The sequence below is a fragment of the Stenotrophomonas sp. pho genome (assembly GCF_006228405.1).
Classification (GTDB): Bacteria; Pseudomonadota; Gammaproteobacteria; order Xanthomonadales; family Xanthomonadaceae; genus Stenotrophomonas; species Stenotrophomonas sepilia.
In genome coordinates this window covers 1160140-1185342 of sequence record NZ_CP029759.1, presented here as the reverse complement: position 1 = coordinate 1185342, position 25203 = coordinate 1160140, and the positions used below count along the sequence as shown (strand labels likewise).

Below are 25203 nucleotides of genomic sequence, written 5' to 3'. Positions count from 1 at the left end.
AGCGTCCCTCTTGACAATCGACTTGACGTGCATTTCTTACGCCATCATACTAGCTAGCTTGCTGTTCCCATAACACCGATTTTTTCAGGAAACCACCACCGTGGCCAATATCAAGTCCGCCAAGAAGCGCGCCAAGCAGACCGTCGTGCGCAACGCGCGCAACGTGGCTCAGCGCTCGATGCTGCGCACCGCTGTCAAGAAAGTGATCAAGGCGCTGGACGCCAACGATGCCGCCGGCGCCGAAGCCGCCTTCGCCGTTGCCCAGCCGATCCTGGATCGCTTCAGCGCGCGTGGCCTGATCCACAAGAACAAGGCTGCTCGCCACAAGAGCCGCCTGAACGACCGCATCAAGGCCCTCAAGGCCGCCTGATCCGGCGTTGCCGCCCTGCCCTTCGGGGTTGGGCTGCAGACAAAAGCCCGGCCCCGGCCGGGTTTTTTGTTGCCCGCGATCCGGGACTTTTGACACGTCCGGGGTCAGATCCCTTTTCCAGCGGAAAAGGGATCTGACCCCGGCAACAAAAAACCCGGCCGAAGCCGGGTTTTCCGCATGGAACCACAACGCCATCATTGCGCGTCGCGGGCTTCCTGCTCTTCTTCCTTCTGGTGATCGAAGAAGGCCATGATCCGGCTCATGATCGGGAAGGTGCCTTCGCGACCCAGTGCGGAGACCAGGAACCACGGCTCCTTCCAGCCCAGCTCGGCAACGATCTGCTCGGCCGCGGCCTGCGCCTCGTCTTCGAACATCAGGTCAGCCTTGTTCAGCACCAGCCAGCGCGGCTTTTTCAGCAGTTCCGGATCGTGCTTCCCCAGCTCGCGCTCGATCGCACGCACCTGCTCCACCGGCGAAATGCCCTCCACGCCGCCTTCCATCGGCGAGATGTCCACCAGGTGCAGCAGCAGGCGGGTGCGCTGCAGGTGGCGCAGGAACTGCGCACCCAGGCCGGCGCCGTCCGCAGCGCCTTCGATCAGGCCCGGAATGTCGGCGATCACGAAGCTGCGGTGGTTCTCCACCTTCACCACGCCAGGTTCGGGTACAGCGTGGTGAACGGGTAATCAGCCACCTTCGGCGTCGCCGCCGAAACGGCGCGGATCAGGGTGCTCTTGCCGGCGTTGGGGAAGCCCAGCAGGCCGACATCGGCCAGCAGCTTCAGCTCCAGCTTCAGCGTGCGCTCCTCGCCCGGCTCGCCCGGCAACGCCTGGCGCGGCGAGCGGTTGGTCGAGCTCTTGAAGTGCATGTTGCCCAGGCCGCCACGACCGCCCTTGGCCACCAGCAGGCGATCGCCGTGCTGGGTCAGGTCGCCGATGACTTCATCGGTCGCCACGTTGATCACCACGGTGCCGACCGGCACGGTGATGGTCAGGTCTTCGCCACCCTTGCCATAGGCCTGGCGACCCATGCCGTTCTCGCCGCGCTGCGCCTTGAAGATGCGGTCATGGCGGAAGTCGACCAGGGTGTTCAGGTTTTCGTCGGCGCGGATGTACACGCTGCCGCCCGCACCGCCGTCGCCGCCGTCCGGGCCGCCGAGCGGAATGAACTTCTCGCGACGGAAGCCAATGCAGCCGTTGCCGCCGTTGCCGGCGAACACTTCGATTTCTGCTTCGTCTACCAGTTTCATTGTTTCGATGCCTGCGATGGGCGTGGCCTGCAGGCCGCCGCCTTGAATGTTATGCCTGCCGATGGCCGGCAGCCCGGCCTGGCCGGTCTTGCTTCAACTCTAACGAAAAGCCCCGCCGAAGCGGGGCTCTTCATGCAGCACTCCCATGCCGGGGCACGGGTGCCGGCGATGCCTGGATCAGGCGTCGGCCGAGACGATGCTGACGGTGCGACGCTTCTTGGCGCCCTTGACCGAGAACTCCACCTTGCCGTCCACGAGGGCGAACAGGGTGTGGTCACGGCCCAGGCCAACGCCCGAACCCGGGTGGAACTGGGTGCCGCGCTGACGCACGATGATGTTGCCGGCTTCGATGGCCTGGCCGCCGAAGATCTTGACGCCCAGGTACTTCGGGTTGGAGTCGCGACCGTTGCGCGAGGAGCCTACGCCCTTTTTATGTGCCATGACTGCTTCTCCTGATGCTTAGCCGGCGATGCCGGTGATCTCGATTTCGGTGTAGTACTGACGGTGACCCTGACGCTTCATGTGGTGCTTGCGGCGACGGAACTTGATGATCCGGACCTTGTCAGCACGACCCTGGGACAGGACCTTGGCGGTGACGGCAGCGCCCTTCAGCGCATCGCCCAGCTTCACGCCGTCGCTGTCACCCAGCATCAGGATGTTGTCAAACTTGATCTCGCTGCCGACTTCGACTTCGAGCTTTTCAATGCGGAGCTTTTCGCCCTGCGCCACGCGGTATTGCTTACCGCCGGTGACCAGTACTGCGTACATGACCAGGCCTTCCTCTGTAGTTATTGTGGTCTGAGCTGCCGCCATCGAGGGCGGACAGGAGCGGGATTGTACGCAGATCATCGGGCGCGGGTCAAGTCAACCCCTGAACGCCGCAGGGGCGGCGTCGGAACGGGGTCAGATCCCTTTTCACCCCGTGAAAAGGGATCTGACCCCTGCCTGTCGGCCTGTCTCACAAGGTGAGACACCGGGCTGGCATTGTCGCCCATTGCCCCACCTGGTCACCTCGGTAGGCTGACCGATTGCCGTTCCCTGCTGGCCCGGCACCCAGCCAACGCCCCCACAACCGGATCCCCCATGGCGATGGATTTCATCCGCATCCGCGGCGCGCGGACGCACAACCTGAAGAACCTCGACCTCGACCTGCCCCGCGACAAGCTGATCGTGATCACCGGCCTGTCCGGCTCGGGCAAGTCCTCGCTGGCGTTCGACACCATCTATGCAGAAGGCCAGCGCCGCTATGTCGAGTCGTTGTCGGCCTATGCGCGCCAGTTCCTGAGCGTGATGGAAAAACCGGACCTGGACCACATCGAGGGCCTGTCCCCGGCGATCTCGATCGAGCAGAAGTCGACCTCGCACAACCCGCGTTCGACGGTCGGCACGATCACCGAGATCTACGACTACCTGCGCCTGCTGTACGCCCGCGTAGGCACCCCGCGCTGCCCAGACCACGGCTACCCGCTGGAAGCGCAGACGGTCAGCCAGATGGTCGACCAGGTGCTGACCCTGGACCCGGAACAGCGCTACATGCTGCTGGCGCCGGTCATCCGCGACCGCAAGGGCGAGCATGCCCAGGTGTTCGACCAGCTGCGCGCGCAGGGCTTCGTGCGCGTGCGCGTGGACGGCGAGCTGCATGAGATCGACGCGGTGCCGCCGCTGGCGCTGCGCCAGAAGCACACCATCGAGGCGGTGATCGACCGCTTCCGCCCGCGCGAGGACATCAAGCAGCGCCTGGCCGAGAGCTTCGAGACCGCGCTGAAGCTGGGCGACGGCATGGCCTCGGTGCAGAGCCTGGACAACACGGAAACCGCGCCGACCCTGTTCTCCTCCAAATACTCCTGCCCGGTCTGCGATTACTCGCTGCCGGAGCTGGAGCCGCGCCTGTTTTCGTTCAACGCACCGATGGGCGCCTGCCCCGGCTGCGATGGCCTGGGCATGGCCGAGTTCTTCGATCCCTCGCGCGTGGTGGTGCACCCCGAGCTGTCGCTGGCCGCCGGTGCGGTGCGCGGCTGGGACCGCCGCAATGCCTACTACTTCCAGCTGATCGCTTCGCTGGCCAAGCACTACCGGTTCGACGTCGACGCGGCCTGGAACTCGCTGCCGGACAAGGTGCAGCAGGCCGTGCTGTACGGCAGCGGCGATGAAGCTATCACTTTCACCTACTTCACCGAAGCCGGTGGCCGCACCCAGCGCAAGCATCGCTTCGAGGGCATCATTCCCAACCTCGAGCGCCGCTACAAGGAAACCGAATCGCCGGCGGTGCGCGAAGAGCTGTCCAAGTACATCAGCGAACAACCCTGCCCGGAATGCCATGGCGCGCGCCTGAACAAGGCTGCACGCAATGTGTTCGTGGCCGACCGCCCGCTGCCGGAGCTGGTGGTGCTTCCGATCGACGAGGCGCTGAAGTTCTTCAGCGAGCTGAGCCTGCCGGGCTGGCGTGGCGAGATCGCGGCGAAGATCGTCAAGGAAATCGGCGAACGCCTCGGCTTCCTGGTCGACGTGGGCCTGGATTACCTGACCCTGGAGCGCAAGGCCGACACCCTGTCCGGTGGCGAGGCGCAGCGCATCCGCCTGGCCAGCCAGATCGGTGCCGGCCTGGTCGGCGTGATGTACGTGCTCGACGAACCGTCGATCGGCCTGCACCAGCGCGACAACGAACGCCTGCTGGGCACCCTCACCCGCCTGCGCGACCTCGGCAACACGGTGATCGTGGTCGAACATGACGAGGACGCGATCCGCCTGGCCGACTACGTGCTGGACATCGGCCCGGGCGCAGGCGTGCATGGCGGCGAGATCGTCGGCCAGGGCACCCTGCAGGACATCCTGGAGGCACCGCGCTCGCTGACCGGCCAGTACCTGTCGGGCAAGCGCGCGATCGAGATTCCGGCGCGCCGGCACAAGCCGAACCCGAAGATGACCCTGCACCTGCGCGGGGCCAGCGGCAACAACCTCAAGGGCGTGGACCTGGCGATTCCGTCGGGCCTGCTGACCTGCGTGACCGGCGTGTCCGGCTCCGGCAAGTCGACCCTCATCAACGACACCCTGTTCTCGCTGGCCGCCAACGAGATCAACGGTTCCTCGCACCCGATCGCCCCGTACAGGGAGATCGATGGTCTGGACCTGTTCGACAAGGTGGTGGACATCGACCAGTCGCCGATCGGCCGCACCCCGCGTTCGAACCCGGCCACCTACACCGGCCTGTTCACTCCCCTGCGCGAACTGTTCGCACAGGTGCCCGAAGCGCGTGCACGCGGCTACTCGCCGGGCCGCTTCAGCTTCAACGTGCGTGGTGGCCGCTGCGAGGCCTGCCAGGGCGATGGCCTGATCAAGGTCGAGATGCACTTCCTGCCGGACGTGTATGTGCCGTGCGATGTCTGCCACGGCAAGCGCTACAACCGCGAGACGCTGGAGATCCTGTACAAGGGTTTCAACATCAACGACGTGCTGGAAATGACCGTCGAGGATGCGCTGAAGCTGTTCGAGCCGGTGCCGTCGATCGCACGCAAGCTGGAAACGCTGGTCGACGTCGGCCTGAGCTACATCAAGCTGGGCCAGAGCGCGACCACGCTGTCCGGTGGCGAAGCGCAGCGCGTGAAGCTGTCCAAGGAACTGTCGCGCCGCGATACCGGCCGCACCCTGTACATCCTCGACGAGCCGACCACCGGCCTGCACTTCCACGACATCGAAGCGCTGCTGGGCGTGCTGCACAAGCTGCGCGACGAAGGCAACACGGTGGTGGTGATCGAGCACAACCTGGACGTGATCAAGACCGCCGACTGGATCGTCGATCTGGGTCCGGAGGGTGGCCACCGCGGCGGCACCATCCTGGTCACCGGCACGCCGGAAGACGTGGCGGCCTGCCCGCAGTCGTACACCGGCCAGTTCCTGGCCCGCATGCTGCCCTCCACCAGCGCGCGCCCGAGCAGCCGGCCGCCGTGGCCAACAAGCCCGACGCCCGCCCGCCGCGCAAGGTGAAGCCCGAGAAGCCGGCCAAGGTGGCGAAGAAGGCCGTGGCCGCCAAGAGCACCGGCAAGGCCAGCAAGAGCACGTCGAAGAAGAAGGACGCCTGATGAGCAGCGAACACAAGATCCTGGCCCGCATCCCGATCAGCGTGCGCTGGCGTGACATGGACAGCATGGGCCACGTCAACAACGCCAAGTACATTTCCTACCTGGAAGAAGCGCGCGTGCGCTGGATGCTGGGCGTGGACGGCGTGTCGATGACCGACCGCATCGCCCCGGTCGTGGCCGCGACCAACGTCAATTACCGGCTGCCGATCGTGTGGCCCAACGACATCGTGGTCGAATTGTTCGTCGAGCGCCTGGGCAACAGCAGCGTGACCATCGGCCACCGCATCGTCGACCAGCAGGACGCATCGAAGCTGTACTCGGATGGCAACGTGGTGGTGGTCTGGATGGATACCCAGACCGGCAAGAGCGCGCCGCTGCCTGAGGCGATCCGCAACGCTTCCACCTGAAGGTAGTGCCGGCCGCTGGCCGGCAACCTCCAGACGCTTCGCGCATGCCGGCCAGCGGCCGGCACTAGCGATCCAATTCAAAGGACTGACATGATCCACCAGACTGAACTGAGCGACCTGCTGCCCGGCATGGTCCCCTTCCCCACCGACGTCTTCCCCGCCGACCAGGCCTGGCTCGGCCAGCATCTGCTGCCGCTGCTGAAGATCGACCTCGGTGTGCTGCGCCCGGAACTGGCCGGCCAGGTGGCGACGATGCTGTGCCCGATCGAGCCGTACGACGGCTGCATCGGCGAAACCACCGAAGAACACCACAACGATTTCACCGCCACCAACTGGATCGCCTTCGAGCTGACCGCCGGCAACCAGATGCGCTTCCTCGGCAACGAGGGCTATTTCATCGGCGATGCATTACAGGACAAGGACGCGCAGGAACACATTGCGCAGATGCGCGACAGCTACGCCAAGGCCCGCGACTACCACGCCATGCATGGCCGCCTCGCCTGCTACTCGCGCTACGGCAAGGGTGATGCCAGCGAGCGCGATTATCTGGATACGCTGGGGGGACAGATTTCCTGTGGCAACTGGATCGAAACGGCCGATATTCCTGCCGCCTTCACCCTGGAATTCACCGACGCCGCCAACGACCGGCATGCTCCAGATGATGCCGAACTGGCGATCATCCGCCGCGATGGCCACAAGTTCTTCGCCGTCGCCGAAGTCGCCGGCTACAACTGGTGCGCCACCGGCGCCGACGCGATCGTGATGCTGTATGAGCCGGTGAGCCGCACGGTGCTGTTCTCGTACGACTGGTCGTAAGACCCTGCGGCAGTGCCGGCCGCTGGCCGGCATTTCCTGTTTTTGCCGGCCAGCGGCCGGCACTACCATCCCGCTACGGCGCGGCCTTGCGGACGGTCAACGTCGCGCTCGCTTCGCCACCGCCTTCCAGCTGCAGCCGCAACGGCAGCGCCTGGCCTTCCTTCAGCGCGCCCTTGCCCTGCATCAGCATCAGGTGCAGGCCACCAGGCTTGAGTTCGGCACGCGCGCCGGCTGCCAGCGGCAGGCGCTCGATCGCGCGCATCCGGCTGACGCCATCGACGATCGTGGTCTCGTGCAGCGACACGTCGCCGAAACTACTGCTGGTCGCACCGGTGATCACCACCGCCCTGCTGCAGCCGTTGTGTATCACGCCATAGCCGGCAGTCATCGGCATCGCCGGATTCGGTGGCAACCGCGCCCAGCCCTGCTCCACCGTGACGCAGCGTGATTCCGCAGCCGAAGCCGATGCTGCGGCCGCACACAGCACCCACAGTACGCCAACGAATGGTTTGGTTATCATCGCCCAGGTTCCTTCTTCGCAACGAGACCGCAGCATGACGACGCTCATCGAGGTGATCAACCACGGCCCCATCCGCGAACTGCGCCTGGCGCGGCCGCCGGTCAATGCACTGGACACCGATCTGTGCCGGCAGCTGATCCATGCCATCGAACTGGCCATGGCCGAAGACGCGCACGGCATCGTACTGTCGGGCAGCGAGCGCATCTTCACCGGTGGAATGGACGTGCCGCACCTGCTCTCGCATGGCGATGACAAGCACAAGCTGCTGGACACCTGGAACGCTTTCTTTGGCGCCGTGCGCACACTGGCCGAGAGCCGCATCCCGGTGGTCGCAGCGATTACCGGCCACGCGCCGGCCGGCGGCTGCGTGCTGGCCCTGTGCTGCGACTACCGGGTAATGGCGCGCAGCGCCGATCCGTCGCGGCCGTATGCCATCGGCCTGAACGAGGTGCAGGTGGGCCTGATCGCGCCGGAGGGCATCCAGCGCCTGCTGCGCCGTGCGGTGGGCGTGCACCGCGCCGGCGTGCTGCTGACCACCGGCTCGCTGGTGCCGGCCGAACAGGCGCTGCAGATCGGCCTGGTCGACGAGCTGGCTGAGGGTGACCTGGTGGTGGCCCGCGCCGTGGCCTGGCTGCAGAACCTGCTCAAGCAGCCTCGGCAGCCGATGCTGCTGACCCGCGCCATCGCTCGCGCCGACCTGCACGAAGCGCTGCACCCGGACCTGATCCAGCTGGACCGTTTCGTCGAGGCCTGGTTCGCCCCGGACGCGCAGAACGCCCTGCAGGCCCTGGCGGCGCGCCTGGGCAAGTAGCGGCTGCCCCGCCCGGGGTCAGATCCCTTTCGCCGGGCGAAAGGGATCTGACCCCTGACCGGTATAATCAGGCCCTCTTTCACTGCTGTGGCCGCCCCCTTGAACGACACGCCCGAACCCGTCGTCTCCGAGCTGATCGACCTGCTCACGCTGGAGCGGCTGGAGGACAACCTGTTCCGCGGGCAGAGCCGCGACATCGGCACCAAGTACGTGTTCGGTGGGCAGGTGCTGGGCCAGGCCCTGGCTGCGGCGCAGGCCACGGTCGACAACGGCCGCCACGTGCACTCGCTGCACGCCTACTTCCTGCGCGCCGGCAACATCGACCACCCGATCGTCTACGACGTGGACCGCACCCGCGATGGCGGCAGCTTCTCGGTGCGACGGGTCACCGCGATCCAGCACGGCAAGGTGATCTTCTTCTGCGCGGCCTCGTTCCAGCAGGCCGAGACCGGCGCCGAGCACCAGCACAAGATGCCTGAAGTGCCGCAGCCGGAAGACATCGAACCGAACCGGCCGCTGCCGGCCGAAGTGCTGGAGCGGCTGCCGATCAAGGTGCAGCGCTGGCTGTCGCGTGGCGGCCCGTTCGAGTTCCGCCACGTCTACCCGCGCGACGAGTTGAACCCGCCCAAGCGCCCGCCCTACCACCAGGTGTGGCTGCGCCTGAGCGAGCCGGTCGGCGATGCCCCGGAGCTGCACCAGGCGCTGCTGGCCTATGCCTCCGACTTCCACCTGCTGGGCACGGCGACCTTCCCGCACGGCATCAGCTACTACCACCCGCACGTGCAGATGGCCTCGCTCGACCACGCAATCTGGTTCCACCGCCCGTTCCGCGCCGACGACTGGCTGCTGTACTCGCTGGACAGCCCCAGCGCGCAGGATTCGCGCGGCCTGGCCCGCGGCCAGTTCTTCACCCGCAACGGCGTGCTGGTGGCCAGCACTGCGCAGGAAGGCCTGATCCGCGTGGTTCCCGACCAGGCCGCGGCCGCCGCCGTGCCGGCCAAGGAGTAACCCATGCGCCAGATCTTCAGCAGCCAGCGCGTGGAAACCGTCGAAGGCGTGGCCGAGCTCCTGCGCGGGCATGGGATCGACGTCAAGGTGACCAACGGGCGCTCGTACAAGACCCGTCGCCGCGGCCAGTTCAGTTATACCGACCTGGGCAACGCCAACGCCTATCCGGCGGTATGGATCGTGCGTGCCGACGACCAGCCGCGCGCGCGCGAAATCCTGCGCGAAGCGCGCCTGCTCGACACTACCCGCCGTGACCACCCCACCGCCGAATTCGCCTTCCGCGACGCGCCGGAACCGGGCAGCGGCGGCCGCAGCTGGGCCTGGCGCATCCGCATCGCGCTGCTGGTGGTGATCGCTGGCGTGGCGCTGGTGATCGGCCTGCGCCATCGCGGCGCCCCGGTGCCCACCCCGCAGGCCCAGCCGCAGCAGGCGCAACCGGCCCCGCAGGCCGCGCCGGAAGAGGAAGAAGTCCGGGTCCGCATCCAGCCCTCGAAATGATTCGCGGGTGAATGAGGATGCCGGCCAGCGGCCGGCACTACCGCACAGAATGCTGGTCACACTTCGCGCGCGGCTCCGTCACGGGACACAATCCCCGCAGGAGAGCCGCCGCCATGACGACGTTCACCGTATCGATCGACCAGACCCTGGAACGTGAACTGCCCGCCGCCGCCAGCGGTTGCCAGCACGCCTACGGCCGCATCGTGCTGGCCTGCCAGAACACGGTCACCGCCATCGCGCTGGCCATCACCCGGGACCGCCAGGCCAGCGAGGACATCGCCCAGGAGGCCTTTGTGAAGGGCTGGCAGCAGCTGCACCAGCTGCGCAGCGCGACCAGCTTCCTGCCGTGGCTGCGGCAGATCACCCGCAACCTCGCCCGCGACTGGCTGCGCGCCCAGCGCGGGCGCCCGCTGACTGGCGAGGCGGCCGAGGTGGCGATGGGCATGGCCGCCGACCCCGCCCCGGGTGCTGCCGACCGCCTGCAGCGGGTGGAAGAGGAGATCGCCGCCGAGGAGATCATCTCTGCCCTGCCCGCAGACAGCCGCGAAGTGCTGCTGCTGTACTACCGCGAGGGCCAGCGCTCGCAACAGGTGGCCGACCTGCTCGGGCTCAGCGACGCTGCGGTGCGCAAGCGCCTGTCGCGCGCCGCGCGCTGGTGCGCGACGGCCTGCTGCAGCGCTTCGGTGAGTTCGCGCGCAGCAGCGCGCCGAGCGCCGCCTTCGCCACCGCCGTGGTGTCGATGGTGCTGGTGGCCGCACCCGGCACCGCCAGTGCCGCGATCCTGCTGAGCGCCGGCGTCGGCGTGGGCAGCAGCAAGCTGGGCCTGGGCGGGGCCAGCGTGGCCGGGGGTACAGCCATGGGCTCGGTCACCGCCACCCTGGGCTACCTGCACATGATTCCGGCCAGCACTTGGGGCGCGTTCGCTGGTGGCGTTGCCGGCGGCGTGATCGGCAGCTACCTGGGCGGTCGATTCCTGCTGTCCTATGCCAAGACCGATGCCGAACGCGCGCGGGTCTGGCGCTTTGTGCGCATGAACACCTGGACAGCCATGGCCTGCTGCCTGGCAGTGCTGGCGGTGGTACTGCTGCAGACCCCGACGTGGGTGCATCTGCTGGTGCTGGTGCTCGGCATGGGTCTGGTGAACTACCAGTGCCTGGGACCGCTGCAGCAGATCATGGCGCCGCTGATCGCGCGCGATTCGTCGCGGCGTGGGCGCACCGGCACCAACTGGGTGTATGAATCGCTGTATGGGCGTACCGGGATCATCGCCATGAACATCGTGGTGCTGGGCGTCGTGCTGTATGCCATGGCCCATTCCAGCGGCCGCTAGGGCCTCAACGCACGACGCCGGCAGTACGCCGGCGTCGTGGTCGGTCAGCGCGCGATGAATCAGCGCTGCGACTTCGGTGCACCGCCGTCGCGCGGACCGCCTTGGCGCGGGCCACCGTGCATCGGACCCTTGGCCGCGTCGAACTCGGCCTTGCTCAGCTGGCCATCCTTGTTGGTGTCGGCGGCAGCAAACCAGGCATCACGATGCTGCTTCATGCGCAGCTCGCGGTCAGCCTTGTCCAGGTAACCGTCCTTGTTGAGGTCGAGCTGGTCGAAGCGCGCGGCCAGGCGCGGGTCGGCCTTGGCCTCGTCGCGGCTGATGCGGCCGTCCTTGTTGAGGTCCAGCCTGGCCCAGCGCTCACCGCCGTGGCCACGGCGGCCATGCTGCCAGCGCGGCATCTCATCGCGCGAGAGCTTGCCGTCCTTGTTCCTGTCCAGCTCGTCGAACTTCGCGGCCAGGCGCGGGTTGGCAGCCGCCTCGCTGCGGTCGATCACGCCGTCGCCATTGGTGTCCAGCTTGGCCGGGCGCTGCGCCGACGTGGCCGGGGTGTCGGTCGCCAGCGCGATGCCGGAGGCGGAAGTGCCGAGCAGCAGGGCCAGCAGCAGGGGGGTACGGATCATGGGGTCACTCCTGGGAATGGGAATTGCGTCGGGGTGATCACTTCACCCTCGAGTGACAACAACGCCCGGGCGCGACATCGGTTGACGCCGTGGCCGGTTCCATTCATCCGCCGGACAGTCGCCGCCACTGCGACGGGCTGGGGCTATGCTGTGCCCATGGCACTACACGGCGATAGAGACGACGAACTGCGGCTTTTCCAGACCGGCGAGCACCCCTGCGGGTACTGGTCCGACCGGGTGGCGCGCGACCTGGTGCTGGATCCGCACGATCGCCGGCTGGGTGGCCTGTACCCGCTGGCACTGAGCTGGGGCTTCCGCCGCAGCGGTGATCTGGTCTACCGGCCGCACTGCGCGCACTGCCAGGCCTGCGTGGCGGTGCGCATCCCGGTGGCCCGCTTCGCCCCGGACCGCAGCCAGCGCCGCTGTGCCGCCCGCAATGACGACCTGGAGGTGCGGATCACCGCCGCCACCGCCCGTGACGACCTGTTCGCGCTGTATCACCGCTACCTCACCCACCGCCACGCCAATGGCGGCATGGACGACCATGGCCCGCACGAGTTCGAGCAGTTCCTGATCGGCAGCTGGTCGCACACCCGCTTCATGGAGATGCGCCTGCCCGGCCACGACGGCCAGCCCAGCCAGTTGCTGGGGGTGGCGGTGACCGACGTCACCGAGCATGGCCTGTCGGCGGTCTACACGTTCTTCGACCCGGACCACGCCGCGCGCGGGCTGGGTACCTTCGCGATCCTCCAACAGATCGAGTGGGCGCGCCGCGAGGGGTTGCCGCACGTGTACCTGGGCTACTGGATCCGCGGGCACCAGAAGATGGACTACAAGCGCCGCTTCCATCCCCTTGAGGCCTACGACGGCCGCTGCTGGCACGATTTCGACAACGAACTGGACGGGCGCTGACAAACCGCTGACACCGGGCCGGGTGCAGAATAGGGGGATGAACGCCAAACCCCTGATCCTCGCCCTGGCCCTGCTCTGCGGCGCCACCGCCCCCGCCTTTGCCACGTCCCCCGCGATGACTGAGAAGCCGTCCACTGCGCTGCGCCTGGCCACCTACAACACTTCGCTGTACTCCGATGATGCCGGTGGCCTGATCAAGGAACTGGAGGGCGACAGCGAGCACGCACGCAAGATCGCCGCCGTGCTGCAGCAGGTGCGCCCGGACCTGGTACTGCTGAATGAATTCGATTTCGACGATGCCCATCGCGCCGCCGACCTGTTCCAGAAGCGCTACCTGGAAGTCGCCCAGCCCGGCGGCGGCAAGCCGCTGCACTTTGCCTACCGCTACCTGGCGCCGGTCAACACCGGTGTGCCCAGCGGCCTGGATCTGGACAACAACGGCGTGGTCGGCGGCGAAGGCCGCAGCCGCGGCAACGATGCCTGGGGCTACGGCCTGCACCCGGGCCAGTACGGCATGCTGGTGCTGTCGCGCTACCCGATCGACGAAGCCAAGGTGCGCAGCTTCCAGCTGCTGAAGTGGAGCGCGATGCCCGGCGCGATCCGCCCGGTCGACCCACGTACCGGCCAGAGCTTCTACAACGACCATGTGTGGTCGCAGCTGCGCCTGTCGTCGAAGTCGCATTGGGACGTGCCGGTGAAGACCCCGGCCGGCGTGGTGCACGCGCTGGTCTCGCATCCGACGCCGCCGGTGTTCGACGGCCCGGAAAAGCGCAACGCGGCACGCAACCACGACGAACTGCGCCTGTGGCAGGAATACCTGTCCAAGGGTGAGAAGCCCTGGCTGTGCGACGACAAGGGCCAGTGCGGCGGCTTGGCGCAGGACGCGCGCTTCGTGATCCTCGGCGATCTGAACAACGACCCGGTCGATGGCGATGGCCGCCACGAGGCGATCGTCGAGCTGATCGAGAACGCGCGCGTGCTGCGCTACCCCACCCCGCGCAGCGTCGGCGGCGAGCAGACCAGCCTGGCCTATGCGGCCAAGGGCATCGAACGCAAGGGCGCACCGTTCCACGCCACCGGCGATTTCGGCCCGAAGTCCGGCACCATGCGCCTGGACTACGTGCTTCCCTCGACCGGTTTCGAGTACGTGGGCAGCGGCATCTTCTGGCCGGCCAATGAAAGCCCGGAAGCGAAGATCGCCGACGGCAGCGACCACCACCTGGTGTGGGTGGACGTGCGGTAGAGTCGACTGCACGTTGAGCGTACCGACCAACGGTCGGTACCCACCGGGTTTCGGTAGGCGACGACCGTTGGTCGTCGCTCCTTTTTCAGGGGCGCAGCTCGACGCCGATGGCGTCGGCGGCATCACGCGCGATGGCGCGTGCTTCGTCGATGGTTTCCGCGCGCGCCAGGGTCACACCGACGCGGCGGTGGCCATGCACGCTCGGCTTGCCGAACAGGCGCACGGCGGTATCCGGTACCTGCAGCGCGGCGGCGACATTGTTGAAGTACGGCACACCCTCGCCGTGTGCCAACAGCGCGCACGACGCCGACGGGCCACTCTGGCGGATCACCGGAACCGGCAGGCCGAGGATCGCGCGCGCGTGCAGCGCGAACTCGCTCAGTTCCTGCGAAACCAGGGTCACCAGGCCGGTATCGTGCGGGCGCGGCGACACTTCGCTGAACCACACTTCGTCGCCCTTCACGAACAGCTCGACGCCGAACAGGCCCCAACCGCCAAGGTCGTCGGTGATCGCACGTGAGATCTCCTCGGCACGTGCCAGTGCCGCGCTCGACATCGGCTGCGGCTGCCAGCTTTCGCGGTAATCGCCATCCTTCTGCAGGTGGCCGATCGGCGCACAGAATGAGGTGCCGCCGGCGTGGCGCACGGTCAGCAGGGTGATCTCGTAATCAAAATCGATGAAACCTTCGACGATGCAGCGGCCCGCACCGGCACGGCCACCGGTCTGTGCGTACTCCCAGGCCGGAGCGATGTCCGCTTCGCTGCGCAGGGTGCTCTGGCCCTTGCCCGAGGACGACATCACCGGCTTGACCACGCACGGCAGGCCGATGGCAGCCACGGCAGCGCGGTATTCGGCCTCGGTATCGACGAAGCGGTAGGGCGAGGTCGGCAGGCCCAGGGTTTCGGCGGCGAGGCGGCGGATGCCTTCGCGATCCATGGTCAGGCGTGCGGCGCGCGCAGTCGGGATCACCCGCAGGCCCTGCTCCTGCTCCAGCTGGACCAGGGTCTCGGTATGGATGGCCTCGATCTCCGGCACCACCAGATGCGGCTGCTCCTGGGCGATCAGGGCGCGCAGCGCCATCGCATCGAGCATGTCGATCACGTGCGAGCGGTGGGCGACCTGCATGGCCGGGGCATCGGCGTAGCGGTCAGCGGCGATCACTTCCACGCCCAGCCGCTGCAGCTCGATGGCCACCTCCTTGCCGAGTTCGCCCGAGCCCAGCAGCAGCACGCGGGTGGCGGAGGGGGACAATGGAGTTCCAAGCTTGGCCATGGCGGTTCCAGCAGCGACGTGAAGGCGGGTGGGCATTCTAGCTGGCCGCGCACCCTGACCATGGCATCCGACGAACGGTAGTCGACAAATGATATCAATTTGATATCTTCAATTCGAACCCTCAAGGACGTACCGCCATGAAAGAGAAGTCGCTTGCCTCCCTCAACGGCCTGGGCACCCTGGCCGGATCCCTGCTGGTCGCGCTGGCGGGTACCGCACTGTTCGTACTCGGGCGACGACCAGGACCGGTTCCGGCTCACCGAACCTGCTGCTGATGCTGGCCGGCATGCTGGTGATCTTCGCTGCGGTCTTCATCCTGGCCGGCCTGTACACCATCCAGCCCAACCAGGCGGCGGTGCTGAGCCTGTTCGGCAAGTACGTCGGCACCGTCAAGGACAACGGCCTGCGCTGGAACAACCCCTTCTATGCCAAGCGCCGGGTCAGCCAGCGCGTGCGCAACTTCGAGAGCGGCAAGCTGAAGGTCAACGAGCTGGACGGCAGCCCGATCGAGATTGCTGCGGTCATCGTCTGGCAGGTGGTCGATGCCTCCGAGGCCGTCTACAACGTGGACGACTACGAGAGCTTCGTGCACATCCAGTCCGAATCGGCGTTGCGCGCGATGGCCACCAGCTATCCCTACGACCAGCACGAGGAGGGACAGCTGGCGCTGCGCAGCCATGCCAGCGAGATCTCCCAGCACCTGAAGAACGAGCTGGCCGAACGCCTGGCCGACGCTGGCGTGCAGGTGATCGACGCACGCATCAGCCACCTCGCCTACGCCGCCGAAATCGCCCAGGCGATGCTGCAGCGGCAGCAGGCCAACGCAGTGATCGCTGCACGCACGCGCATCGTGGCCGGTGCGGTCGGCATGGTTGAAATGGCCCTGGCCGAACTGCAGAAGAACGGCGTGGTGCAGCTGGATGAGGAACGCAAGGCGCACATGGTCAGCAACCTGCTGACCGTGCTGTGCTCGGACCGCGGCACCCAGCCGATCGTCAACGCCGGTTCGCTGTACTGAACCACCCTCGCAACGGGGCGCCCCACCGCCCCGCCAGGAGCTTGCATGAGTGAGAAGAAAGCCTATCCGCTGCGCATCAACGCCGAGGTCCTGGCCGCGGCGCAACGCTGGGCTGACGACGAGCTGCGCAGCCTCAACGCACAGATCGAATACGTGCTGCGCGACGCCCTGCGCAAGGCAGGACGCCTGCCGAAACCCACGCCATCTTCGGAGGACAAGGAATGAGCAAGCGTTGGAGCTACCAGACGATCGAGGTCAAGACGTCCATGATGGGCCTGCTCAAGGCCGAGGACATCCAGAGCGAGCTGAGCCGCCAGGGCCAACTGGGCTGGGAACTGGTCAACATCATCATCCCCGCACCGATGCGCCCGGCGATGCTGGTGTTCAAGAAGGAGGCCTGAGCCATGGGCGCCAGCGATCCGAAACAGTACGAGGTGGCCGAGAGCTCGCCGTTGCGCGTGCTGTGGATCGTGCTGCCCCTGCTCGCCGCCTTCGTGGCCTGCCTGTATGCGCAGTTGTACAAGGCGCCGGCGACGGCGCCCTGGATCGAAGTAACGCTGTCGCCACCCTGGTTCCGGATGGGCGGCAGCGCCGCCTGGAGCCTGCTGGTCATTGCAGCGCTAGGCATCGGGCTGGGCGCAGCATTCTTCCGCCGCCGGGTGGAACTGGCCGATGGCATGCTGGACGTGCGTTCGACGATGTACCGCCGCCGCGTTCCGGTGGCGCAGTTGCGGCTGGACCAGGCCGAGGTGGTCGACCTGCAGCGTGACCCCCGCTATGGCATCCGCTTCAAGACCAACGGCTACGCGATGCCGGGCTTCTATTCCGGTCACTTTCGCCTGCAGGGCGGTGGCAAGGGTTTCGCGCTGGTCACCAACCGCGCGAGCGTCCTCGCCCTGCCGGTCCGCGATGGCAGCACCCTGCTGCTCAGTCTCGATCGGCCACAGGCGCTGCTGGAAGCACTGCGCAAGGTGGCCGTGCCGGGCCCGCGGCAGTAAGCTGCGGCGATGCAACGACGCCTGCCCCTGCTGATCAATACCGAAGCCATCGAGTTGTGGCCGGCCGGCCTGCTGCGTGCGCGCAGCAATCTCGACGCGCGCCTGCTGTCACGAGCGAACTGGGTGCTGTGGCGCAAGTGCGATGGCCGTTACCTGGCGGCGGTGGTGGAACACGGCGTGCACGCCATGGTGCCGCGCCTGGCGCGCGAGCCCGGGGCCGAGGAAGCACTGGCCTTGCTGGATGCAGCCGCGGCCCGGCCGTTCGGTGCAAATCTGGAAGCGCAGTGGCTGCCCCTCGCCGGGCTGCAGCAGCGCCTGCAGCAGCTCGGCCTGGATGCCCAGCGCTATGCCGACGACAGTGGCCTGCCGCTGGAACCCGAACCGTGCCTGCTGCACTTCGCTGGCCGCGACCGCTTCGGCCGCCCGTTGTGGCTGCGCCGTGGCGCCGCGCAGGGCTGGCGACGGATGCGCCTGCACGCCGCGCAGGATGGCATCGCACTGGATGCAATCTCCGGCTTCCGCAGCCATGCCTACCAGTTGGGCATCTTCGAACGGAAGCTGGCACGCGGGCTGAGCGTGACGGAGATCCTGAAGGTGAATGCCGCGCCGGGGTTCAGTGAACACCACAGCGGCCACGCGCTGGACATCGGTACGCCGGGCGATGCCCCGGCCGAGGAATCATTTGAAGCCACCGACGCGTTCGCCTGGCTGCAGGCCCATGCCGCTGGGCACGGCTTCCGGTTGAGCTACCCGCGCGACAACCCGCACGGCATCGTCTACGAACCCTGGCACTGGTGCTGGAGACCGGCCAACGGCTGAGCCCCTCGTGACGGCCGCAGGGCGAAATTCATGGAGCTGTCCGGGCGGATTCCGCGCGCGCCCACCACGAGATGGAACAAGAAGGCAAAGACAGAAGCCGGTCGCTTCGCTCGAAGTCTCTATAAGGGATCAGCGCGCGGCTGTTGGGTCCGCCTTCAAGCGAGCCGAGCACCGCAGGTCCGGCGAGGGCGAAGAGGTGCTTGCGATTCTGTAGAGCCGAGCCATGCTCGGCTGCTCTCCGCACCGCCCCTCGACGGGCCGAGGAGCACAGGGGACCGGTGCACAGCACCGGCTCGCGGCCGGCGGCGCGTTTCTTTTGGTTACTTTTCTTTTCGCGCGAAAAGAAAAGTAACGCCCATGAACCATCACGATCGCATCGGCATGGATCGGAGCGACAGCCCTGCGACCCTCACCGCCTCAACGCATTGATCGCCAGCAATACCCACCCGGCCATCATGCTGGTGCCACCGATCGGCGCCATCCGTGTCGGCCACTGCCACAACGCCCCACCCACCAGGCTGCCGGAAAACAGCAGGACCCCCAGCAGCAGCACGTACAGCGCCAGGTGTGCGATCACCCCCTGCGCGCGCGGCCCAAGCGCGACCAGCACCGCGCCATGCGCGAACGCATACAGCGCCGCCATGTTCAGATGCTGCTGCGCCAACGGGTCGGCCACGCCATGCGATGCATAGGCAGACAGGCCGATCGAGACGGCAGCCAACAGCGCCCCGAGGCAGGCCAGCAGGGAAGGCTTACGTGCGCGACGTTCCAGATTGAACATGAGGGCTCCTTGCGCAGCGCCCCTTGCCGGGCGCCGGATGAAAAAAAACGCGCCGCAATGAGCGGCGCGTTTTCGTGTCCAACACTACATGGCTCAGCCGGGGATTACTTGACGGCCCAGTAGATGTCGTAGGTACCTTCCGGGGTGAACGACTTGTCGATGCCGTCCTTCCAGGTTTCGTACGGACGGTCGATGACTTCGTTGCCCGAGGTCACGGCCCAGGCACGCAGGCCGTTGCGCGCCACGTCCAGACCCGCCATGTGGCCGGTGTAGGCCGCATGCGCCGAACGGTGCGGAGCAACGTGCACGTACTTGACCGGAGCGCCGCCGTCGATCTTGACGGTCAGCTCGTCGGCAGCAGCACCTTCGGCACCCTTCTTCTTCACCGGCTGGGCAATGTCGAAGGCGTACTTCTCCTGGCCGAAGTCGGTGGTGATGATGCGGAACGGACCGGCAGCTTCAAGGCCATTGGCCTCCATCACGCGCTTGATCCACTCCTGGTTGTCCTTGATGGACTTGGTGATGGTGTCCTGACCGCGGTCCACGTTGCCGGCGTTGACCACCAGCAGGTTCTCGGCCGGCACTTCAACGATGGCCAGGTCGGTCAGCGGGGCTTCCGGCGTGCGGTAGTCCACGTTCGGCACGGTTGCGAGCATGTTGGCCATGCGCGACAGACCCATCTTGATGTCGTCGCCGATCTGGCGGCTGACATACAGGCCGGCGTAACGGCCGAACAGGTCGAAGCCGTACTTCACCGAGTAGTCCTGGGTGATCTTGACGTTGCGACCGCCCTTGCCGGTCGGCTCCAGGTTGAAGGTGGTGACCTTGTCGTGACCCTTGGTGGCGTCCTCGATGGCGATCACAACACGCTTGTTCTCTTCGGCTTCGGTGATCTTCCAGGAACCGGTACCCAGGTCCTTGGAGGTGAAGTCGAGGGTGGCACCGACACCCGAGGCCGGGCCGGACAGCTTCAGGTCAACGGCGGGATCGCGCAGTACCAGCGGGTTCCAGTCCTTGAAGCGGCGCAGGCTGCTGACCGTGTCGTACACGATCGTCATCTTGCGGTTGGTCTCGATGCTTTCGGTGATGTGACGCTCGCCCGGCAGACATACGCCAATGATGACGAACAGGCCAGCCACGATCCCCAAGGCGATCAGGAACTCGATAATACGGGTCATTCAGAGAGTCTCCGGGGCCGATCCCACGGCCGGGTTGATTGAAGCGAAGCGCCAATCCTAGCAGGCTTCGCGGGCATTGTTTATCGGGATTGGCGCACCGGTTTCCCTGCCGGCTGCGTATTTGTATGGACAAAGGATTCGAAGGGTAACGCATACCGCTACCCGGCAAGTAGGGGTCAACCCTGGCGGAACCCCCGGCCACGACCCAAGTCTTTGTACTTGAAAGATTTTTCTTATACCAGCTGGAGTTCGAAGGCCTTCAATACGGCACGCGTACGGTCGCGCACACCCAGCTTGGAAAGGATGTTGGACACGTGGTTCTTGATGGTGCCCTCGGCGACGCCCAGCGAATTGGCGATCTCCTTGTTGGAGAAGCCACTGGCCATCAGCCGCAGGATCTCGGTCTCGCGGTCGGTCAGCGGGTCCGGGCGGTCCAGGCTGACGAATTCATTGCGCATGTGCTCCAGGCCGGACAGCAGGCGCTGGGTTACCGCCGGCTGCACCAGCGATCCCCCGTCGGCCACGGTGCGGATGGCACCGACCAGCTGTGCCAGGGTGACGTCCTTGAGCAGGTAGCCCTTGGCACCGGCCTTGAGCCCGGCCAGCACCAGCTGATCGTCGTCGAAGGTAGTGAGGATGATGGTCGGCGGCAGCTGTTCCTGCCTCGACAGCACCTGCAGGGCCTCCAGCCCCGACATCACCGGCATGCGCATGTCCATCAGCACCACGTCGGGGCGTACCTGGGGGATCAGCTCGACCGCCTGCCGGCCGTCGCCGGCCTCGGCCACCACCTCGATGCCGTCGTCGAGCGCCAGCAGGGAGCGGATTCCCTGCCGCACCAGGGTTTGGTCGTCGACCAGGCAGACGCGAATCATCAACGCACTCCTTCAGGAACCTTGGTAAGGGCCGCCACCAGCACCGTTGCCGGCACCGTCGCCCGCAGCCGGAAACCCTCACCGGGGCGGGTTTCGATCTGCAGCTGGCCACCACATTGTTGCAGGCGCTCGCGCATGCCGCGCAAGCCATTGCCCACATTGACCATATCCGCGCCGACACCGTCGTCGCGGGCCTCGACCACCACCCGATCGGGGGCTTCACGGTACACCTTGATCCACAGGTGGCGGGCACTGGCATGGCGCACCGCGTTGGTGATGATCTCCTGGGTGCAGCGCAGCAGTACGTGGGCCCGCTGCGGGTCCTCCACGTTCAGCGGATCCTCGATCTCCAGCTGGATGTCCAGCGAGGGCACGTTCTCGGTCAGCGGGCGCAGGGCCGCGGCCAGATCGATCGCGCCGGTCTCGCGCAGCTGGCTCACGACCTCGCGCACGTTGCCCAGCAACAGCTTGGCCAGCGCGTGCGAGCGCTTCACGTGATCCAGGGCCTGGCCCTCGGCCAGGTGCCCGGCGACCTCCAGGTTCAGGGTCAGCGCGGTCAGCTGGTGGCCCAGCAGGTCATGCAGTTCGCGCGAAATGCGGGTGCGCTCGTTGACCCGCGCGCTCTCGGCCAGCAGGGCGCGGGTGGCGCGCAGCTCTGAATTGAGCCGGCGCTGCTCGTCGCGGGCCTCGGTCTGCTGCCGCGCGACCAGGCTGGTCACGAAGATGAACATGGAGAAGCCGCCATACAGCAGCGACTGCATCACCGCTTCGAACAGCGGGAAGCGCAGCAGCAGGTAATAGACCGGAGCCACGGCCAGCTGGCTGACCAGCAGCCACAGCACCCCAGCCGTACCGACAGCATCCACGGAATGACCCCGGCGGCCACCATCATCAGGATGCTGCCCAGGCCCGACCCGCTGAGGAAGCTGACCCCCAGCGCCGAGACCGTCAGCAACAGCAGCAGGCTGCGGTCCAGCCAGCTGGTGTGGCTGTCGCTGCGCAGGATGCGGGTCAGCCAGTAGTAGGCCGTGCCGAAGGACAGGTAGGCGACGAACAGCAGGATCGCCCAGCCGCCCATGTCAGCGCGGCTGTGCAGGTTCTCGAACTGCGAGTACGCCAGCGGCAGGCCGACCATGACCCAGGTGAACAGGCCGGCCAGGCGGAGGACGCGGGTATGGCTGAGGACTCCCAACATGCCAGCACTCTACGGGCCCGGCCTGCGTCGCGCACTCCCACGGAAGTCATGCCCCTGCAGTCGCCTGTTCATGCCGCAGCCCACCCCGGGCATGCAATAATCGTGCGCAGGGTCCCTTGATGGACCAACCGCGTTACCCCACGGAGTCACAATGTCGATTGTCATCCGCGACGTGCGCGAGCACGAGCTCGATTCCGTCCTGGCTTTGAACAACAATGCTGGCTTGGCCATCCTTCCCCTGGATGCGGCCCGCCTGCGCCTGTTCTATGAAACCGCTGAATACTTCCGCGTCGCCGAGCGCGACGGCAACCTGGCCGGCTTCCTGATCGGCTTTGGCAGCGACAGCCAGCACGACAGCAGCAATTTCGCCTGGTTCAAGCAGCAGCTGGACACCCCGTTCTTCTATATCGACCGCATTGTGGTCGCCAGCCGCCGTCGTGGCGGCGGCGTCGGCCGTGCGTTCTATGCCGACGCGCAGAGCTTCGCCGAACTGCGCTACCCGCAGATGACCTGCGAAGTCTTCCTCGACCATGGCGCCGATGCCGCCCTGCTCTTCCACGGCAGCTTCGGCTTCCGCGAGCTGGGCCAGAACACGATGCCGCAGGTCGATGTGCGCGCCAGCATGCTGGCCAAGGAACTGTGCAGCTACCCCTGGGTCAAGGAGACCTACGGCGGCAAGCTGCCGGATGTGGCATGGACACGCGCACGGCAGCTGCCGGCGCAGGCACAGCGGCCGACGGGGACCTGAGCGTGGCGGTGAATTTCGATTACGAACAGGCCGGTGAACTGAAGATCGGCCAGGTGGGCATCGCCAACCTGCGCATCCGTACCCTTGATGTCGAACGCCTCGTGCAGGAAATGCGCGAGCGCGTGACCCGCGCCCCGAAGCTGTTCGGCCGCGCCGCGGTGATCCTCGACTTCGGCGGCCTGAGCCAGGTGCCGGATGTGGCCACCGCGCAGGCGCTGGTCGATGGCCTGCGCAGCGCCGGCGTGCTGCCGGTGGCGCTTGCCTATGGCACCAGCGCGATCGACCTGCTCTCGCAGCAGCTCGGCCTGCCGCTGCTGGCCAAGTTCCGAGCGCAGTACGAGCGTGCCGAGGCCGAACCGGCCCCGCCGCCGCCTGCACCGGAGCCGCGCCGCGCAGCCCGTGCCGAACCGAAGCCGGCCCCGGCAACGCCGGTGGCCAAGGTGGCCGACGCGGCTGCACCAAAGCCGGGCCGCATGCAGCTGGGCAACGTGCGTTCGGGCCAGCAGCTGTACGCGGAGAACTGCGACCTGACCGTGATGGCCACCGTCGGCGCCGGCGCCGAGGTCATTGCCGATGGCAGCATCCACATCTACGGCACCCTGCGCGGCCGCGCGCTGGCAGGGGCCCAGGGCAACACTGCGGCACGCATTTTCTGCCGTGATTTCCATGCGGAACTGGTCGCCATTGCAGGCCATTACAAGGTACTGGACGATGTCCCGGACAACCTGCGCGGCAAGGCCGTGCAGGTCTGGCTGGAACAGGACCAGATCAAGATCGCTGCGCTGGACTGACGCAGCCCCCAAACAGAATCATCAGGAGAAGTCCTTTGGCTGAAATCATCGTAGTCACCTCCGGCAAGGGCGGCGTCGGCAAGACCACTTCCAGCGCGAGCCTGGCCTGCGGCCTGGCGCGGCGCGGCAAGAAGGTGGCGGTGATCGACTTCGACGTCGGCCTGCGCAACCTCGACCTGATCATGGGCTGCGAACGCCGCGTGGTGTATGACTTCGTCAACGTCGTGCACGGCGAAGCCACCCTCAAGCAGGCCCTGATCAAGGACAAGCGCTTTGACAACCTGTACGTGCTGGCCGCCTCGCAGACCCGCGACAAGGACGCACTGACCCAGGAAGGCGTGGGCAAGGTCCTGAAGGACCTGGCCGCCGACGGTTTCGACTACATCATCTGCGACTCCCCGGCCGGCATCGAGAAGGGTGCCTTCCTGGCGATGTATTTCGCCGATCGTGCGGTGGTGGTGGTGAACCCGGAAGTGTCGTCGGTGCGCGACTCCGACCGCATCATCGGCCTGCTCGACTCGAAGACCCACAAGGCCGAGTCCGGCCAGGACGTGCCGGCCTTCCTGCTGCTGACCCGCTACACCCCGCTGCGCGTGGAAAGCGGCGAGATGCTGAGCATCGCCGACGTCGAGGAAGTGCTCGGCCTGAAGGCGATCGGCGTGATTCCGGAATCGGGCGACGTGCTCAACGCCTCCAACAAGGGCGAGCCGGTCATCCTGGATGTCGAATCCGCTGCCGGCCAGGCCTATGAAGACGCCGTCGCGCGCATCCTCGGCGAAGAACGCCCGATGCGCTTTACCAACGTCGAGAAGAAGGGCTTCTTCAGCAAGCTGTTCGGAGGGTAAGCATGGGCCTGTTTGATTTCCTCAAAGCGAAGAAGACCACCGCCGAAACCGCCAAGAACCGCCTGCAGATCATCATCGCGCAGGAACGCAGCCACCGTGGTGGCCCGGACTACCTGCCGCTGCTGCAGCGCGAGCTGCTGGAAGTGATCAAGAAGTACGTGAACATCGACGTCGATGCGGTGAAGGTCGACCTGGTAAAGGATGGCCAGCACGACGTGCTGGACATTTCCGTGGCGCTGCCCGAAGGTCCGGACAAGCCCTGATCCCCTGCCCCGCCCGTGCCTGCATGGGCGGGGCTGTCTGACCCGCATGACCGATACGACAACCGCCGTGGACATCACCTGCGTGGGCGACATCGCCTTCGCCGACGCGCATCGCCTGCTCGCCGCGCATGGCCTTCGGCTGCACCACGTGGCGCCCGGCGAACCGATTCCCGGCAGTTACTGGGGCGAGCCAGAGGCCGGCATCATCGCCAGCAACGTGTACGTACGCGATGACACGCCCGTGCACTCGATGCTGCATGAGGCCTGCCACCTGATCGTACTGCCGCCGGAACGGCGTGCGCAGGTGCACACCGATGCCACCGACTCGGTGGCCGAGGAAGACGCGACCTGCTACCTGCAGATCGTGCTGGCCGGGCAGCTGCCCGGTGTCGGCAGCCAGCGGCTGATGGCCGACATGGATGCGTGGGGATATACGTATCGGCTGGGATCTACCCAGGCGTGGTTTGAACAGGACGCCGAAGACGCGAAGGCGTGGTTGATCGAACGCGGCTTGCCGGTGGCGTGATTCACCGGGAATCGGGGTCAGATCCTTTTTGCGTCG

General features: G+C 66.6%; 25 protein-coding genes and 5 pseudogenes. 20 read left to right on the top strand and 10 right to left on the bottom strand.

Features of this window, described 5'->3' with window-relative positions; genetic code table 11:
• The first annotated feature begins 100 nt into the window (after nt 1-100).
• Nucleotides 101-370, top strand: coding sequence for a 30S ribosomal protein S20 (gene rpsT / locus DL544_RS05565; protein WP_005408560.1), 270 nt, complete (start codon nt 101-103; stop codon nt 368-370).
• A gap of 194 nt (nt 371-564) precedes the next feature.
• Here rpsT and cgtA read toward each other — a convergent pair.
• The 3 genes and pseudogenes from cgtA to rplU all read right to left on the bottom strand — a co-directional run bounded on the left by cgtA (nt 565) and on the right by rplU (nt 2384).
• Nucleotides 565-1616, bottom strand: a pseudogene (cgtA, locus tag DL544_RS05560) (Obg family GTPase CgtA).
• A 177-nt stretch (nt 1617-1793) separates the two neighbouring features.
• Entirely contained in the window at nt 1794-2057 is a 264-nt protein-coding gene (gene rpmA, locus DL544_RS05555) for a 50S ribosomal protein L27 (RefSeq protein WP_005415704.1), read from the bottom strand.
• 18 nt (nt 2058-2075) lie between these two features.
• Complete coding sequence (rplU, locus tag DL544_RS05550; protein ID WP_005408557.1) at nt 2076-2384, bottom strand: 50S ribosomal protein L21; 309 nt, start codon at nt 2382-2384, stop codon at nt 2076-2078.
• Nucleotides 2385-2699: 315 nt separating this feature from the next.
• Here rplU and uvrA point away from each other — a divergent pair.
• From uvrA to DL544_RS05535, 3 genes and pseudogenes are all read left to right on the top strand, one after another.
• A pseudogene (uvrA, locus tag DL544_RS05545) lies at nt 2700-5692 on the top strand (excinuclease ABC subunit UvrA).
• Entirely contained in the window at nt 5692-6099 is a 408-nt protein-coding gene (locus tag DL544_RS05540; protein ID WP_065178106.1) for an acyl-CoA thioesterase, read from the top strand. The pseudogene uvrA and the gene DL544_RS05540 overlap by 1 nt, the downstream one beginning before the upstream one ends.
• 90 nt (nt 6100-6189) lie before the next feature.
• Nucleotides 6190-6915, top strand: coding sequence for an enolase (locus DL544_RS05535; RefSeq protein WP_065196549.1), 726 nt, complete (start codon nt 6190-6192; stop codon nt 6913-6915).
• Nucleotides 6916-6988: 73 nt separating this feature from the next.
• Here the strand turns inward: DL544_RS05535 and DL544_RS05530 are convergent, their stop codons facing one another.
• A complete protein-coding gene (locus tag DL544_RS05530) occupies nt 6989-7435 on the bottom strand; it encodes a copper chaperone PCu(A)C (RefSeq protein ID WP_065178108.1) in 447 nt (148 codons plus the stop codon).
• Nucleotides 7436-7469: 34 nt separating this feature from the next.
• Between DL544_RS05530 and DL544_RS05525 the strand changes: the two genes are divergently transcribed.
• The 4 genes and pseudogenes from DL544_RS05525 to DL544_RS05510 all read left to right on the top strand — a co-directional run bounded on the left by DL544_RS05525 (nt 7470) and on the right by DL544_RS05510 (nt 11082).
• A complete protein-coding gene (locus DL544_RS05525; protein WP_005415699.1) occupies nt 7470-8246 on the top strand; it encodes an enoyl-CoA hydratase/isomerase family protein in 777 nt (258 codons plus the stop codon).
• A gap of 87 nt (nt 8247-8333) precedes the next feature.
• Complete coding sequence (tesB, locus tag DL544_RS05520; protein WP_005408551.1) at nt 8334-9254, top strand: acyl-CoA thioesterase II; 921 nt, start codon at nt 8334-8336, stop codon at nt 9252-9254.
• A gap of 3 nt (nt 9255-9257) precedes the next feature.
• Entirely contained in the window at nt 9258-9752 is a 495-nt protein-coding gene (locus tag DL544_RS05515) for a pathogenicity-like protein (protein ID WP_139726821.1), read from the top strand.
• A 113-nt stretch (nt 9753-9865) separates the two neighbouring features.
• A pseudogene (locus tag DL544_RS05510) lies at nt 9866-11082 on the top strand (RNA polymerase sigma factor).
• 59 nt (nt 11083-11141) lie between these two features.
• Here the strand turns inward: DL544_RS05510 and DL544_RS05505 are convergent.
• A complete protein-coding gene (locus DL544_RS05505) occupies nt 11142-11702 on the bottom strand; it encodes an EF-hand domain-containing protein (RefSeq protein WP_139726820.1) in 561 nt (186 codons plus the stop codon).
• A gap of 156 nt (nt 11703-11858) precedes the next feature.
• Between DL544_RS05505 and DL544_RS05500 the strand changes: the two genes are divergently transcribed.
• Both DL544_RS05500 and DL544_RS05495 read left to right on the top strand, forming a co-directional pair.
• Nucleotides 11859-12614 (top strand): arginyltransferase, encoded by a 756-nt coding sequence (locus tag DL544_RS05500; protein WP_065178112.1) that lies wholly within the window; start codon nt 11859-11861, stop codon nt 12612-12614.
• A gap of 37 nt (nt 12615-12651) precedes the next feature.
• The gene (locus DL544_RS05495) at nt 12652-13857 is read left to right on the top strand and encodes an endonuclease/exonuclease/phosphatase family protein (RefSeq protein ID WP_139726819.1); all 1206 of its coding nucleotides are present in this window, start codon (nt 12652-12654) and stop codon (nt 13855-13857) included.
• An 85-nt stretch (nt 13858-13942) separates the two neighbouring features.
• Here DL544_RS05495 and purT read toward each other — a convergent pair whose 3' ends face one another.
• Nucleotides 13943-15130 carry a formate-dependent phosphoribosylglycinamide formyltransferase gene (gene purT, locus DL544_RS05490; protein ID WP_139726818.1) on the bottom strand — a complete coding sequence of 396 codons (1188 nt, stop codon included), beginning with the start codon at nt 15128-15130 and terminating at the stop codon, nt 13943-13945.
• Nucleotides 15131-15267: 137 nt separating this feature from the next.
• Between purT and DL544_RS05485 the strand changes: the two are divergent.
• From DL544_RS05485 to DL544_RS05465, 5 genes and pseudogenes are all read left to right on the top strand, one after another.
• A pseudogene (locus DL544_RS05485) lies at nt 15268-16148 on the top strand (SPFH domain-containing protein).
• A gap of 45 nt (nt 16149-16193) precedes the next feature.
• Complete coding sequence (locus DL544_RS05480) at nt 16194-16373, top strand: type II toxin-antitoxin system antitoxin (protein ID WP_065178114.1); 180 nt, start codon at nt 16194-16196, stop codon at nt 16371-16373.
• Nucleotides 16370-16549 carry a DUF4177 domain-containing protein gene (locus tag DL544_RS05475; RefSeq protein WP_005415690.1) on the top strand — a complete coding sequence of 60 codons (180 nt, stop codon included), beginning with the start codon at nt 16370-16372 and terminating at the stop codon, nt 16547-16549. The genes DL544_RS05480 and DL544_RS05475 overlap by 4 nt, the downstream gene beginning before the upstream one ends.
• 3 nt (nt 16550-16552) lie before the next feature.
• Nucleotides 16553-17146 (top strand): PH domain-containing protein, encoded by a 594-nt coding sequence (locus tag DL544_RS05470; RefSeq protein ID WP_065178115.1) that lies wholly within the window; start codon nt 16553-16555, stop codon nt 17144-17146.
• Between the two features lie 9 nt (nt 17147-17155).
• Nucleotides 17156-17965, top strand: a complete 810-nt coding sequence (locus tag DL544_RS05465) for a M15 family metallopeptidase (RefSeq protein ID WP_139726817.1) — start codon at nt 17156-17158, stop codon at nt 17963-17965.
• A gap of 409 nt (nt 17966-18374) precedes the next feature.
• Here DL544_RS05465 and DL544_RS05460 read toward each other — a convergent pair whose 3' ends face one another.
• The 4 genes and pseudogenes from DL544_RS05460 to DL544_RS05445 all read right to left on the bottom strand — a co-directional run bounded on the left by DL544_RS05460 (nt 18375) and on the right by DL544_RS05445 (nt 21994).
• A complete protein-coding gene (locus DL544_RS05460; RefSeq protein WP_005415687.1) occupies nt 18375-18746 on the bottom strand; it encodes a DUF423 domain-containing protein in 372 nt (123 codons plus the stop codon).
• A 104-nt stretch (nt 18747-18850) separates the two neighbouring features.
• The gene (locus DL544_RS05455; RefSeq protein ID WP_005415686.1) at nt 18851-19924 is read right to left on the bottom strand and encodes a polyketide cyclase; all 1074 of its coding nucleotides are present in this window, start codon (nt 19922-19924) and stop codon (nt 18851-18853) included.
• Nucleotides 19925-20157: 233 nt separating this feature from the next.
• Nucleotides 20158-20799, bottom strand: coding sequence for a response regulator (locus DL544_RS05450; protein ID WP_006424175.1), 642 nt, complete (start codon nt 20797-20799; stop codon nt 20158-20160).
• Nucleotides 20799-21994, bottom strand: a pseudogene (locus tag DL544_RS05445) (sensor histidine kinase). The gene DL544_RS05450 and the pseudogene DL544_RS05445 overlap by 1 nt, the downstream one beginning before the upstream one ends.
• 151 nt (nt 21995-22145) lie before the next feature.
• Here DL544_RS05445 and DL544_RS05440 point away from each other — a divergent pair.
• Genes DL544_RS05440 through DL544_RS05420 form a run of 5 tightly spaced genes read left to right on the top strand, consistent with a single transcriptional unit; the run spans nt 22146 to nt 25167 of the window.
• The gene (locus tag DL544_RS05440; RefSeq protein WP_005415684.1) at nt 22146-22742 is read left to right on the top strand and encodes a GNAT family N-acetyltransferase; all 597 of its coding nucleotides are present in this window, start codon (nt 22146-22148) and stop codon (nt 22740-22742) included.
• The gene (gene minC, locus DL544_RS05435) at nt 22688-23533 is read left to right on the top strand and encodes a septum site-determining protein MinC (protein WP_049413254.1); all 846 of its coding nucleotides are present in this window, start codon (nt 22688-22690) and stop codon (nt 23531-23533) included. The genes DL544_RS05440 and minC overlap by 55 nt, the downstream gene beginning before the upstream one ends.
• Before the next feature lie 35 nt (nt 23534-23568).
• Nucleotides 23569-24378, top strand: coding sequence for a septum site-determining protein MinD (minD, locus tag DL544_RS05430; RefSeq protein ID WP_005415682.1), 810 nt, complete (start codon nt 23569-23571; stop codon nt 24376-24378).
• Between the two features lie 2 nt (nt 24379-24380).
• On the top strand, nt 24381-24641 hold the full coding sequence (gene minE, locus DL544_RS05425) for a cell division topological specificity factor MinE (protein ID WP_005408532.1): 261 nt from the start codon (nt 24381-24383) through the stop codon (nt 24639-24641).
• A 46-nt stretch (nt 24642-24687) separates the two neighbouring features.
• The gene (locus DL544_RS05420; protein WP_139726816.1) at nt 24688-25167 is read left to right on the top strand and encodes a hypothetical protein; all 480 of its coding nucleotides are present in this window, start codon (nt 24688-24690) and stop codon (nt 25165-25167) included.
• Nucleotides 25168-25203: the final 36 nt, after the last annotated feature.